The following is a 12513-nucleotide window of genomic DNA, read 5'->3' as shown; positions in this document are numbered from 1 at the left end:
AAATTATCCTTCAGCCCTGCGTCCTTCGAGGCCCGCTGCGCGGGCGCCTCAGGATGAGGAATTCAGCACGACCGGACCCTCATCCTGAGGTGCGAGCCATGGGCGAGCCTCGAAGGACGCACAGCCTTACTCGGCGTCCACATGCACCCGGCGGAACCGGCCCTGCAGGTAGACCAGCGGCTCGTGGTCGGGGTCGTAGCGCAGCTTGACCACCCGCCCGACATAGACCCGGTGGTCGCCGGCGTCGAAGACGTGGTGGGTCTCGCATTCGAAATTGGCCATGCAGCCGGGCAGGATCGGCACGCCGGTACGCCAGGTCTCGGTGTCGACGCCGGCGAAGCGGTCGGTGTCCTTCTGTACGAACTGGCGGGCCAGGGCCTGGTGGTCGGCGTGCAGCACGTTGACGGCGAAGCGTCCGGCGGCGTCCAGCGCCGGCAGGCTGGACGACTTCAGGTCGACGCAGACCAAGGCCAGGGGCGGATCCAGCGACACTGACGTGAAGGAGTTGGCGGTCAGGCCGACGCGGCGGCCGTCCTGCCCCAGCGTCGTGACGACGGTGACCCCCGTGGTGAAGCACCCGAAAGCGTTGCGCAGGGCGCGGGCGTCGTGCGCGCCGCCTTCCCCCAGTTCGATCGTGACCGCCTGACTCATCGGCGTAAGGAGTGAGGCAATCCGGCCGCGCGGGCAAGCGTCGCGGCGAAGCTTGGCCTCACACCGACGCCAATGAAGTTTCTGCTTACTTAGGCCGCAGGCGGCGCCTCGACCAGAACCCCGGGCTTGGCCGCATCCAGCCCGAAGGTCACCGGCAGGTGGCGCACATGAGGCGTCTGAAGGTTCAGCGCCTTGGCGCCGCGGGCGACGGCCAGCTTGCCCAGGGCCGTGGGGCCAAAACCGGCCTGGACCTTGGGACTGGCGCCCAGGCGGCGGCGCAGCACGCCGTTGGCGTAGATGACGTTGGCGCGCATCAGGGCCGGCGGGGTCATGAACTCGATCGAGATCGAGACATTGAGCATCGGGCCGTTCTCGATCCGGTGCGGGGCGTTCTGCTTCCAGGTGACCATCGAGCCGGGGGTCAGCTCGACGGCCTGGGCGCCGGCGTCCCAGGCCGGGTCGAAGGCGAACTGCTCGGCGGTCTCGCGCAGCACGATCTTCTCCAGCGCCAGGTCGCCGACATAGGGGTCGGCCACCGGATAGACCCAGACCTTCTTGACGCCGCGGATCTGCCACAGCGACACCAGCGGCACGTCGAGATGGTAGAACACCTGGGCGTTGGCGCTGCTGATCAGCATGCCGAGGTCACGCTTGAAGGTCTTGAGGCCCGGAACCCGCGCCTCCTTCTCGGCGAAGATCTCGTCGCACAGGGCGGCGTACTCGGGGACGTGGTCGTTGGTGTGGCGCAGGTTCAGCCAGATGCGGCCGGCCTTGGCGGCCTCCAGCAGCTGCTCGCCCGACAGGTTTCCCGCCGAGCCCTTGCGCCAGGTGGTCCAGGCCTTGGGGTCCTCGCCCATGGTGAAGACGCCCAGGAGCTCGCGCGGATAGCGGTCGAGCAGGCGCGCCAGGCCCTCGTCGTCGAACATCGGCCGCTCGTGCAGGCCGTGCTGGAAGATCAGGTTTTCCTTGCCGAAGGCCTTGGCCTTCTCGGGGGTCCAGTCGTGGATGATGGTCATGACGCCAGCCTCACGCCGAGTGTCCGTAGAAATGGATCTTGAAGGGACCCCACCACAGGGTCTTGCCCAGGCCCCGCGCGGCGCGGTCCAGCCATTCGGCCCGGTCGCCGGCGCGGGTCAGCCACTTGAAGCCGGCCACGGCCCCGAACAGCGCGGCCTGGACGAGCCCGACGGCCATCCAGCGGGCGACGCCCACCCGGTCGGGCGGCACGGCGGCGGCGCAATGGGCCGAGGGACCCTGGCCGTAGGCGAAGGCGCGGCGGATCGTGTAGTCGAGGGTCAGGCGGTCGGGCACGGGGTCTTCCCACACCCAGGCGGCCGGCTCCCAGGCGAAGACCGCGCCGGCGGCCCGCATGTGGCCGAACAGCATGTCGTCCTCGCCGCCGATATGATTGCGCTCGGCTGCGAAGGGCGCGACCGGATCGGGCAGGCTCGAGCGCTTCAGCAGGCTGTCGCCGCAGCCGTAATAGTGGTCGATGACGCCGGCCTGCTCGGGGCCGATGCGCGAGAAGAACCGCTCCAGGTAGTCGCGGTGCTGGGTGACGGCCTGAGGCGCGCGGGCGCGGACCGGGCCGAACACGACGTCGGCGGCGTAAGCCTGCTGGGCGGCCAGCAAGGCCGCCAGCCAGCCGGCGGGGGCCTCCTCGTCGTCGTCGAGGAAGGCGACGAACTGCCCCGAGGCCTTGGCCATGCCGGCGTTGCGGGCGTTGGCGACGCCGGCGCGGGGCTCGTGAACGTAGTGGACAGGGAACGGCGCCTCGGCGGCCAGGGTCTGGGCCACGTCCCTGGCGGACGGGACCTGGTCGTTGTCGACGATCACGAGTTCCAGCTCGGAATGATCCACCCCGGCCTGGGCCAGCACCGAGCGGGCCGCGACAGCCAGGCCGCCGAGCCGACGCTGGGTCGGGATCATGATCGTCACGCGGGCCATCAGACCTCCATCGTCGCGTTGCGGCGCTTGCCCTGGGCGGCCACGGCGTCGACCAGCCCCTTCACCCGGCCGCCCATGGTCAGCTCGGTGCTGGCGATGATGTCCATGCGGCGACGCAGGCGCGCGACCGGACCCACGCCGTTGGCGCCGGCCAGGGCCCAGACGCCCTCGACCGAGCCGGCCACGCGGCCGGCCATGCTGGCGGCGGTGGCCGCGCCGTCGGCGATCAGGGTCTGGGAAAGGCCATAGGAGTGCTTGTAGTGGTCGGCGCCCGGCCCCAGGTCGTAGCGGGTCAGGCCCAGCTCCGGCATGGCGGCGATCGCACGCATGAAGAAGATCTGTCCCGGCGACCAGGCGGCGAAGGCCAGATTGGTCGAGGCGATCCACGGGTGATAGACCGCGCCCTGGCGCACCCCGAAGTGGCCCGCCACCAGCTGGTCGCCGGCATAGAGGTTGATCATCAGGCCGCGGAAATCGCCGTCGCGCCGCTCGAACAGCATCTGGAACAGGTCGCGCGTCCATTGCGGGCGCAGGAAGTCATGGACGCCGGTGCGCTCGATCTGCTCGCGCTTCCAGGCGATCAACTGGTCGAAGGCCTCCTGGCTGTCGTCGCCGGCCTTCAGCGTCACCTGGCCCATCTCGCGGTCGAGCTTGTTGTCCAGGCGGCGGTAGTTCTTGATCTTCTTGGGGCTGCCGGCGCGGACGGCCTCAAGATAGGCCGTCGCGTCACCCTGCGTGTCGATGACATAGGCGGGGATCGCCGGCTCGACCTGGAAGGCGCCGGCCGGATCCACCAGGCCGGTATAGCGGAACACGGCCAGGTCGGCGGCGCGCAGCACCTGGGCCGCGTCGATCTCGACGCCAGGCTTGGCGACCAGGCCGTGATAGTCCGACAGAGGGGCGCCGATGGCGCGGGCGACGCCGCCCGGACGGCGATGATGGGCCAGGAAGCCGATCGTCTCGCCGGCGCGTCGAATCACCGCGACCCGCGCGTCCTCGCGCACCTTGCCGACCGCCAGCGCGAAGTCCGGGCCCAGCAGCGGGCCGGCCAAGGCGGGCTGTGCCTGCGCGAAGGCGCGCCAGAGGGCGACGTCCGCGGGGGCGAGTTCGGAGGGGTGAAGGGTCTCGACGTCCAACATGTCCACCTCTGTCCTAAACCGGCTCGGTTAGGGAATGATGGAAATGTCACTGCAATCGAGAGGCCAAGCTCAGGCGCGGAATGTCGCACCCAGGATGCGCTCCAGCCACACCTGGTCGATCTCGTCGAAAGCCGCCGGACGGTCGGAATCGACGTCGAAAACGGCCAGCAGGCGGCCTTCACCGTCGAACACCGGCACCACGACCTCGCTGGCCGAGCGGCTGTCGCAGGCGATGTGGCCCGGGAAGGCGTGCACATCCGGCACAAGCTGGGTCTGGCCGGTGGCGGCGGCCGCGCCGCAGACGCCGCGGCCGAACGGAATGCGCAGGCAGCCCAGCGTGCCCTGGTACGGGCCGACGACCAGCTCGCGCTCCTTGGCCGGATCGACGACGTAGAAGCCGGTCCAGAAATAGTGGTCGAAGCTGTTGGCCAGCATCGAGGCCACGGTCGCCATGCGGGCGGTCACATTGGCCTCGCCGTCGAGGACGGAGGCGATCTCCTCGGCGACCTCGGCATAGCGGGCGGCCTTGTCGGCGGAAAGGGTCTTGTCGTTGAAAGCTTCGGCCATGGGCGCGGATATAGCGCGGCGGCGCGCATAAGCGAGCCCCTTCGGCCGTTTTATCTCGGCGGCCTAAACCGTAGCGGTCCTCGTCCTTCGACAAGCTCAGGATGAGGACCGTGGCAGCCGTTCGGGGTCGAAGGAAAACCTCACCCTGAGCTCGTCGAAGGGCGAGGTTTTCGCCTCAGAACTCTTCCCAATCGCCCGGACGCGACTGCGGGGCGATCTTCAGGGCGTTGGCGCCCTGCACGTAGCGCTCGCGGAAGGCTTCGCGACGGGGCGCGGCCGGCTGGCGCGGGGCCTGGCGGGGATGCAGGTCGCGGATCTCGGCCCCGACCTGGAAGCGACCGATCAGGCGTTCCAGCTCGCCCGCCTCGTTGGACAAGGCATGGGCGGCGGCGGTCGACTGCTCGACCATGGCCGCGTTCTGCTGGGTCACCTGGTCCATCTGGTTGACGGCGGTGTTGACCTCGGCGAGGCCCACCGACTGCTCCTTGGCCGAGGACGCAATCTCGCCGACCAGGGCGTTGATCTCGGAGACCTGCTCCATGATCTGCTGCAGGGTCTCGCCGGTTTCGCCTACCAGGCGCACGCCCTTGCCGACCTCGTCGGTCGAGGCGCGGATCAGGCCCTTGATCTCCTTGGCGGCGTCGGCGCTGCGCTGGGCCAGGGCCCGGACTTCCTGGGCGACGACCGCGAAGCCCCTGCCCGCATCACCGGCCCGCGCGGCCTCGACGCCGGCGTTCAGGGCCAGGAGGTTGGTCTGGAAGGCGATCTCGTCGATGACGCCGATGATCTGGGTGATCGACTGCGAAGACTTCTCGATGCCGCCCATGGCCTGGACGGCCTCGGTGACGACCTTGCCGCTCTTCTCGGCGTTGGCCTTGGCGCTTTCGGTCAGCTGGCGGGCGCGCTCGGCGCCTTCCGAGCTCTTCTTCACCGTGGCGGTGATCTGGTCGAGGGCGGCGGCGGTCTGCTCAAGGCCCGCGGCCTGGCGTTCGGTGCGCTGGGCCAGGTCGTCGGAAGCGTGGCTGATCTCGGCGCAGCCGGCGCGGATGCTCTGGGCGGCCGACAGGATGCCGGCCATGGTCTGCTGCAGGCTGTCGACGGCGGCGTTGAAGTCGCGCGGCATCTTGCGCGCCTCGCCCGAGAAGCCGTCCTCGCGCATGCGCCAGATGAGATCACCCTCGGCCAGCTTCTCCATGCCCTGGCCGAGGGTGGCGACAGCAGCGGCCTGGGCCTTGGCGAAGGCCTCGGCCTCTTCGGCGTGGCGCTGGCGCTCGATCTCGGCGGCGGCGCGTTCGGCCTCCTGCTCGGCGCGGCGGCGCTGGCCGTCGGCCAGGTCGTGGCGGAAGCCGTCCAGGGCGCGGGCGATGGCGCCGATCTCGTCGCCGCCGGTCACGCCGGGCACCGGCTGGTCGTAGCGGCCGGCGCTCAGGGCGTCGACCGACTGGGTCAGGCCCGACAAGGGCTTGCGCACCAGGCTGGCGCTGGCCAGGAACAGGGCCAAGAGCACCGCGCCGGTGATCACCATGCCGCCGATGAACAGGATCATGGCCAGGCGGTCGGCCGGACCGGTGATGGCCGAGCGCGGCACGTCCATGACCAGCGCCCAGGTGGTGTTGAGCTCGGGCATGGCGATGGGACGGACCATCCGCTCCATCTCCTCGTCCCCGACCTTGACGCCTTCGAAGATCGCCGGCTCGCCGCCGCTCAGCACGGCCTTGACCCTGTCGGCGCCGGCGTCGGCATAGGCCGTGGTGCGCAGATCGGCGTTGGGGTGGGCCACCCACTTGCCGCTCGAGGACAGCAGCATCACGCGGCCGCCGCCCAGGGGCTGCATCTTCTCCAGGCGCTGCGAGACGCCGTCGAGCGACAGGTCGACACCCTCGGCGCCGAGGAACTGGCCGTTCACGAGCACCGGATAGACGACCGAGGTCATCAGCTGGGTCTTGCCGGCGACGGTGTAGGGATAGGGCTCGAGGATCGCCGCCTTACGGGTGTCGCGCGGGACCGTGTAGTAGGGCTGGCTGTATTCGTTGCCTTCGCTCAGCGGCTCGAAGATCACCTTGCCGTCGTTGTGCACCCAGTACGGGGTGAAGTTGCCCTGGGCGGTCGAGCCCATGGCGGTCTGGCCGGCGAACTCGGCGTCCTTGCCGTCCAGCGCGTCGGGCGCGGCCATGAACCAGGCGCCCATGACGATCGGGGTGGCGTCGGCCTGCGGGCGCAGCATCTCGATATAGGCGCGGCGGTCGCGCACGCCGGCGATGTGGGCCGCGGCGATGGAGCCGGCGGTGGACCGCGAGGTCGCCTCGACCTTGCCGATCTCGGTGCGGATCTGCTCGATGGCGTCGTCGGCCACGGCGTCGGCATAGCGATGCGTCAGGCCCGCGACGATGCTGGAGGTGTGCATCGACACCGCCACGGCGGCGGCGATCAGCAGAAGACCGATGGCCAGACCCGCCACCGTCACCAGCTTCCACGCGATGGTCAGCCGACCGAACGCCTTCATAAGAGAATCTCCGCAGCCCGAGCCGTTAACCTCGTTGTGGCTGGCGATTCCTAATCAGCCGTTAACCGTAGTTAAGCTGCGACAATCTGGCGCCTGCTAGAGCAGACGGCGGGCCAGCGCGCTCAAGTTCCCTCTCTCTTTGAGAGAGGGTATTGGAGAGCCGCCCTACCCCTTCGCCAGCTTGACCAGCTGGACCAGGATCTTCTCGGCCGCGTCCAGCCGCTGAGCGGGCGTGTCCCATTCGCCCTTCACGACGACCTTCTGGTCGGGGCGGGCCTTCCAGATCAGGCTGTTCTTGCCGATGAACTGCATCAGCGGCAGCGGGTTGGCGAACTCGTCGTTGCGGAAGCTGAGCACCGCGCCCTTGGGGCCGACGTCTATCTTGGCGACATTGGCCTCGCGGCACATGCCCTTGATGCCGACGACCTTGAGCAAGGAGTCGGTCTCGGGCGGCAGCGGGCCGAAGCGGTCGATCATCTCGGCGGCCAGGGCCTCGCGGTCGGCGGCCTTCTCGGCTTCCGACAGGCGGCGGTAGAGCGACAGGCGCACATTGAGGTCGGGCACGTAGTCGTCGGGGATCATCACGGCCGCGCCGGTGTTGATCTGCGGCGACCAGGCGCGGTCCTCCAGCAGGGCCTCGGCGCCCTGGCGCTCGCGCAGGGCCGCCACGGCGTCTTCCAGCATCTGCTGATAGAGCTCGACGCCGATCTCCTTGATGTGGCCGCTCTGCTCGTCGCCGAGCAGGTTGCCGCCGCCCCGGATATCGAGGTCGTGGCTGGCCAGCTGGAAGCCTGCGCCCAGGCTGTCGAGCGATTGCAGCACCTTCAGGCGCTTCTCGGCCGACAGGGTGATCTGCTTTTCGGCGGGCGTCGTCAGATAGGCGTAGGCGCGGGCCTTGGAGCGGCCGACCCGGCCGCGGATCTGATAGAGCTGGGCCAGGCCGAACATGTCGGCGCGGTGCACGACCAGGGTGTTGGCGGAGGGGATATCCAGCCCGCTCTCGACGATCGTCGTAGCCAGAAGCACGTCGTACTGCCCCTCGTAGAAGGCGGTCATCACCTCTTCCAGCTGGGTGGCGCTCATCTGGCCGTGGCCGACGACGTACTTGATCTCCGGCACCTGGGTGCGGAGGAACTTCTCGATGTCCTCCAGGTCCTTCAGGCGCGGCACGACGTAGTAGGCCTGGCCGCCGCGATACTTCTCGCGCAGCAGGGCCTCGCGCACGGTGACGGCGTCGAAGGGCGTGATGTAGGTGCGCACCGCCAGGCGATCCACCGGCGGGGTGGCGATGATCGACATCTCCCGGATGCCCGACAGCGCCATCTGGAGCGTACGAGGAATGGGGGTGGCGGTCAGGGTCAGCATGTGCACGTCGGCGCGAAGCTCTTTCAGCTTCTCCTTGTGCTTGACCCCGAAGTGCTGCTCCTCGTCGACGATCACGAGGCCCAGGTCCTTGAAGGCGACCTGCTTGGACAGCACCGCGTGGGTGCCGACCACGATCTCCAGCTGGCCGTTGGCCAGGCCCTCGCGGGTGTCGGCGGCTTCCTTGCCGGTGACCAAGCGCGACAGGCGGGTGACCTTGATCGGCCAGCCCTGGAAGCGTTCCTTGAAGGTCTTGTAGTGCTGGCGGGCCAGAAGCGTGGTCGGGCAGACGATGGCCACCTGCTTGCCGCTCATGGCCACCACGAAGGCCGCGCGCAGGGCCACTTCCGTCTTGCCGAAGCCGACGTCGCCGCAGATCAGGCGGTCCATCGGCTTGCCCGACGACAGGTCTTCCAGCACGTCGTGGATGGCGTTGAGCTGGTCGTCCGTCTCCTCGTAGGGGAAGCGGGCGCAGAACTCGTCGAACACGCCCGACGGCGGATCGGTCTCTTCCACCGACTTCAGCGAGCGGGCGGCGGCGATCTGGATCAGGCCTTCGGCCATGACCCGCAGGCGCTCTTTCGCTTTCGCCTTGCGGCCCTGCCAGGCCGCGCCGCCCAGCTTGTCGAGCTGGACGTTCTCGCCGTCGGCGCCGTAGCGGGTGAGCAGGTCGATGTTCTCGACCGGCAGGTAGAGCTTGCTCTCGCCGGCATACATCAGGTCGAGGCAGTCGTGCGGCGCGCCTTGCACGTCCAGGGTCTTGAGGCCCTCGTAGCGGCCGATGCCGTGGTCGATGTGAACGACGAGGTCGCCCGGGGTCAGCGCGGACGCTTCGGCCAGGAAGTTGGCGGCGCGGCGCTTCTTGCGCGGACGGGCCAGGCGGTCGCCGAGGATGTCGGTCTCGGAGATGACAGCGAGGCTGTCGGTCTCGAAGCCGGCGTCCAGCGGCAGGACGACGCGCTGCGGGACCTTCGGATCATTGGCCTTGGCCGCCTGCCAGTAGCCGGCGAACGGCACCTTCTTCAGGCCGTGGTCGGCCAGCATGGTTCCGAGACGCTCGGACGAGCCCTCCGACCACGAGGCGAAGAGGACGCGCTTGCCCTCCCCGGCCAGCTTCTTGGCGTGATCGGCGGTGGCCTCGAACAGGTTGACGCTGTCCTGGGCGCGCTCGGCGGCGAAGGTGCGGCCCAGCTTCGCGCCGAGATCGACGACGTCCAGGCCTTGCGGCTGGAACGGCGTGAACTGGCGGTGCGGACGATCACTCACCGCCTCGTCCCATTCCTTGGCGGTCAGGTAGAGGGCGTGCGGCTCCAGCGGGCGATAGGCCGACTTGCGGTCGGCGGCGGCGCGGGCGTCGTAGGCGTCGGCAATCATCGCCAGGCGTTCGTCGCGGGCCTCGGCGGCCTGATGGTCGACGCCGACCAGGCTTCCGGGCGGCAGGTAGTCGAAGATCGTCGCCATCCGCTCATAGAACAGCGGCAGCCAGTGCTCCATGCCGGCGCGGCGGCCGCCGTCGCTGACCGCGGCGTAGAGCGCGTCGTCCCCCGGCGCGCCGAACAGGCGCACGTACGAGCCCCGGAAGCGCGACACGGCGTCGGCGTCCAGCAAGGCCTCGCTGACCGGCAAGAGCTCGATCGAGGGCAACTGCTTGGTCGAGCGCTGGGTCTCGGGATCGAAGGCGCGGATGCTCTCCAGCGTGTCGCCGAAGAGGTCGAGGCGCACGGGCTCTTCCGAGGCCGGCGGATAGACGTCGATGACGCCGCCGCGAATGGCGAACTCGCCGCGTTCGGAGACGGTGGAGGCGCGGACATAGCCGTTGACGGCGAAATAGCGCTCCAGGTCCTTGATATCGACGCTCTGGCCGACCTTGGCGCCGTAGCTGGCGCGCAGCAGCACCTCTTTGGTCGGCACGCGCTGAAGCAGGGCCGGGGCCGCGACGACCAGCATGGCGGGCTTGGCCTGGCCAAGACCGTTCGCCAGCCGGTGCAGGGTGCACATGCGGGTGGCCGCGACGCCCGCCGAGGGGCCGATGCGGTCGTAGGGCAGGCAGTCCCACGAGGGCAGCAGCACCGCCTCGATCTCGGGCGCGAAGAACTTCAGGGCGTCGATGAAGGCGCTGGCCCGGGCGGTGTCGCGGGCGACGAAGGCCGTCAGCCCACCCCGGGCACGGGCGATATCGGCCATCACCAGGGCGTCGAAGCCTTCCGGCGCGCCGGCCAGGGTCAGGCCGCCGGCGGCCTTGGCGATCTGTTTGGCGTCGTAGGCCATGCTGCTCTTCGGATGCTTGGCGACCGATAAGCCGCCGGGACGCTATTGGTTCAGACTCTCGGACCGAAACCTCGCCCTTCGACAGGCTCAGGGTGAGGTTTCTACTGACGGGGCCCTGCTTTGGTCCTCATGCTGAGCTTGTCGAAGCACGAGGACCACGCACGACCTACGCCCCGTCGCCAGGCGGTCGAGAAAGATGCGCTTCGAAGCGGAACTTGCGGATCATCGCCATGATCTCGGTCTCGAACGCCTCGGGCGTCGGCTCCTGGCCGACGATCCAGGCGTAGATCTCGCGATCGGACTGTTCGAGCAGAGTTTCCAGCACGTCGAGCTGGTCGGGGGTCAGGCTCGGGCCATGCGTTTCCGCGAACGGCCCCAGAATGAGGTCCGCTTCACGAAAGCCGCGGTGCCAGGCCCGAAACTTCAGCCGCCGGAGGCGGGCGTCGTGATCGATGGTCATGCGGCCGCCGATATAGAGCGCGCCGAGCCCGCGCGCCAGCGTCGCGGCGTCGATTGACCGAACCTGCTGACGCCTTTAGGCGCGAGGGCATGGCTTCCTTGATGATCCAGGGCTGCGGCTCCGACGTCGGCAAATCGACCCTGGTGGCGGGGCTGTGCCGCCTGTTCGCCAACCGTGGCCTGGCAGTGCGGCCGTTCAAGCCGCAGAACATGTCCAACAACGCCGCCGTGACCGCCGACGGCGGCGAGATCGGCCGGGCCCAGGCGCTTCAGGCCGTGGCCTGCCGCACCCCGGCCAGCGTCCATATGAACCCCGTGCTGCTGAAACCCCAGAGCGATGTCGGCGCGCAGGTCGTGGTCCAGGGCCGCGTGGTGGGGAACTACAAGGCCCGCGCCTTTCAGGGGCTCAAGCCCGACCTGCTGGCCACGACGCTGGACAGCTATCGCCGCCTGGCCGCCGAGGCCGACCTCGTTCTGGTCGAGGGCGCGGGCAGTCCGGCGGAGACCAACCTTCGGGCCGGCGACATCGCCAACATGGGCTTCGCCCACGCCGCCGACGTGCCGGTGGCCCTGGTCGGCGACATCGACCGCGGACACGTGATCGCCGCCCTGGCCGGGGCCCACCTGGTGCTCGACGAGGCCGACCGGGCGCGGATCAAGGGCTTCATCATCAACAAGTTCCGGGGCGATCCGGCGCTGTTCGACGACGGCCGCGCCGAAGTCGTGCGCCGGACCGGCTGGCCGGACCTCGGCATGGTCCCGTGGCTGCCGCCCGTGAGGCTCCTGCCCGCCGAGGACGCCGTGGTGCTGGAACGGCCCGCGCCCACCTCCGAAGGCCGCCGCGCCAAGGTGGTCGTGCCGATGCTGTCGCGGATCGCCAATTTCGACGACTTCGACCCGCTTCGGAACGATCCGGCGATCGACCTTGCCTTCCTGTCGCCGGGCGCGGTGCTGCCGGCCGACGCGGACCTCGTCATCCTGCCCGGGACCAAGGCGACGCTGGCGGACCTGGCCTTCCTGCGCGCGAACGGCTGGGACGTCGACATTCTCGCCCACGCCCGGCGCGGCGGGCGGGTGCTGGGGGTCTGCGGCGGCTACCAGATGCTGGGCCGGACGGTGAGCGATCCGGAGGGCGTCGAGGGCGCGCCGGGATCGGCGCCCGGGCTTGGCCTGCTCGACGTCGAGACGGTGCTGGCCGGCGACAAGACGGTGCGGCCGGTCACCGGGAGGCTGGCCGACGGCGCGGCCTTCGAGGGCTACGAGATCCATGTAGGGCGCACCGACGGTCCGGGAACCGCCCGGCCGCTGCTGGCGATCGACGGCCATGGCCCCGACGGCGCGGTGTCGGCCGACGGCCGGATCGCCGGCGCCTACGTCCACGGCCTGTTCGACAAGGCCAGCGCCCGCGCCGCCCTCCTCGCCCCGCTCGGCGTCGCGACCGACGGTCAGGACCAGCCGGCGCGGGTCGACGCGGCGCTGGACGAGATCGCCGAAATCCTGGAGCGCTCGCTGGACATCGCCGCCATCGCCCGCATCGCCGGCCTGCCCTAGTCCGGTTTTCCTGGCTCCGGGCGTTTCCGGCGGCCAAAGTCGCCCCCGACGAATCCGAGTTGGGAG

At 69.6% G+C, this 12513-nt stretch carries 9 protein-coding genes; 1 reads left to right on the top strand and 8 read right to left on the bottom strand.

Annotated features, from left to right (window positions below; genetic code table 11):
- Window positions 1-126: 126 nt before the first annotated feature.
- The 8 genes from DDF62_RS22905 to DDF62_RS22870 all read right to left on the bottom strand — a co-directional run bounded on the left by DDF62_RS22905 (window position 127) and on the right by DDF62_RS22870 (window position 10897).
- Window positions 127-651: a flavin reductase family protein gene (locus tag DDF62_RS22905; RefSeq protein ID WP_116491258.1), complete on the bottom strand. Its 525-nt coding sequence runs from the start codon at window positions 649-651 to the stop codon at window positions 127-129.
- Between the two features lie 89 nt (window positions 652-740).
- Complete coding sequence (locus DDF62_RS22900; RefSeq protein WP_116491257.1) at window positions 741-1667, bottom strand: hypothetical protein; 927 nt, start codon at window positions 1665-1667, stop codon at window positions 741-743.
- A gap of 10 nt (window positions 1668-1677) precedes the next feature.
- Window positions 1678-2598 (bottom strand): glycosyltransferase family 2 protein, encoded by a 921-nt coding sequence (locus DDF62_RS26375; RefSeq protein ID WP_116491256.1) that lies wholly within the window; start codon window positions 2596-2598, stop codon window positions 1678-1680.
- Complete coding sequence (locus tag DDF62_RS22890) at window positions 2598-3737, bottom strand: GNAT family N-acetyltransferase (protein ID WP_116491255.1); 1140 nt, start codon at window positions 3735-3737, stop codon at window positions 2598-2600. Before DDF62_RS22890 ends, DDF62_RS26375 begins: the two co-directional genes overlap by 1 nt.
- A gap of 69 nt (window positions 3738-3806) precedes the next feature.
- On the bottom strand, window positions 3807-4304 hold the full coding sequence (locus tag DDF62_RS22885; RefSeq protein WP_116491254.1) for a GAF domain-containing protein: 498 nt from the start codon (window positions 4302-4304) through the stop codon (window positions 3807-3809).
- A 175-nt stretch (window positions 4305-4479) separates the two neighbouring features.
- Window positions 4480-6807, bottom strand: coding sequence for a methyl-accepting chemotaxis protein (locus DDF62_RS22880; protein WP_116491253.1), 2328 nt, complete (start codon window positions 6805-6807; stop codon window positions 4480-4482).
- 165 nt (window positions 6808-6972) lie between these two features.
- Window positions 6973-10437, bottom strand: coding sequence for a transcription-repair coupling factor (gene mfd / locus DDF62_RS22875; protein ID WP_116491252.1), 3465 nt, complete (start codon window positions 10435-10437; stop codon window positions 6973-6975).
- Between the two features lie 166 nt (window positions 10438-10603).
- Complete coding sequence (locus DDF62_RS22870; protein ID WP_116491251.1) at window positions 10604-10897, bottom strand: FAD assembly factor SdhE; 294 nt, start codon at window positions 10895-10897, stop codon at window positions 10604-10606.
- A gap of 89 nt (window positions 10898-10986) precedes the next feature.
- Here DDF62_RS22870 and DDF62_RS22865 point away from each other — a divergent pair, with 89 nt between their 5' ends.
- Complete coding sequence (locus tag DDF62_RS22865) at window positions 10987-12447, top strand: cobyric acid synthase (RefSeq protein ID WP_116491250.1); 1461 nt, start codon at window positions 10987-10989, stop codon at window positions 12445-12447.
- The last annotated feature ends 66 nt before the right edge of the window (window positions 12448-12513 follow it).

This window comes from Caulobacter radicis, assembly GCF_003094615.1.
GTDB classification, from domain to species: Bacteria; Pseudomonadota; Alphaproteobacteria; order Caulobacterales; family Caulobacteraceae; genus Caulobacter; species Caulobacter radicis.
The sequence above is the reverse complement of the archived record's forward strand: the minus strand, read 5'-3'. Positions and strand labels throughout refer to the sequence as shown.

What these genes read in the sequence shown, in the direction of transcription:
- DDF62_RS22885 (WP_116491254.1), bottom strand. Translation starts at nt 4,304, where the DNA reads ATGGCCGAAGCTTTCAACGACAAGACCCTTTCCGCCGACAAGGCCGCC.
- DDF62_RS22865 (WP_116491250.1), top strand. Translation starts at nt 10,987, where the DNA reads ATGGCTTCCTTGATGATCCAGGGCTGCGGCTCCGACGTCGGCAAATCG.
- DDF62_RS22880 (WP_116491253.1), bottom strand. Translation starts at nt 6,807, where the DNA reads ATGAAGGCGTTCGGTCGGCTGACCATCGCGTGGAAGCTGGTGACGGTG.
- DDF62_RS22870 (WP_116491251.1), bottom strand. Translation starts at nt 10,897, where the DNA reads ATGACCATCGATCACGACGCCCGCCTCCGGCGGCTGAAGTTTCGGGCC.
- mfd (WP_116491252.1), bottom strand. Translation starts at nt 10,437, where the DNA reads ATGGCCTACGACGCCAAACAGATCGCCAAGGCCGCCGGCGGCCTGACC.
- DDF62_RS26375 (WP_116491256.1), bottom strand. Translation starts at nt 2,598, where the DNA reads ATGGCCCGCGTGACGATCATGATCCCGACCCAGCGTCGGCTCGGCGGC.
- DDF62_RS22900 (WP_116491257.1), bottom strand. Translation starts at nt 1,667, where the DNA reads ATGACCATCATCCACGACTGGACCCCCGAGAAGGCCAAGGCCTTCGGC.
- DDF62_RS22905 (WP_116491258.1), bottom strand. Translation starts at nt 651, where the DNA reads ATGAGTCAGGCGGTCACGATCGAACTGGGGGAAGGCGGCGCGCACGAC.
- DDF62_RS22890 (WP_116491255.1), bottom strand. Translation starts at nt 3,737, where the DNA reads ATGTTGGACGTCGAGACCCTTCACCCCTCCGAACTCGCCCCCGCGGAC.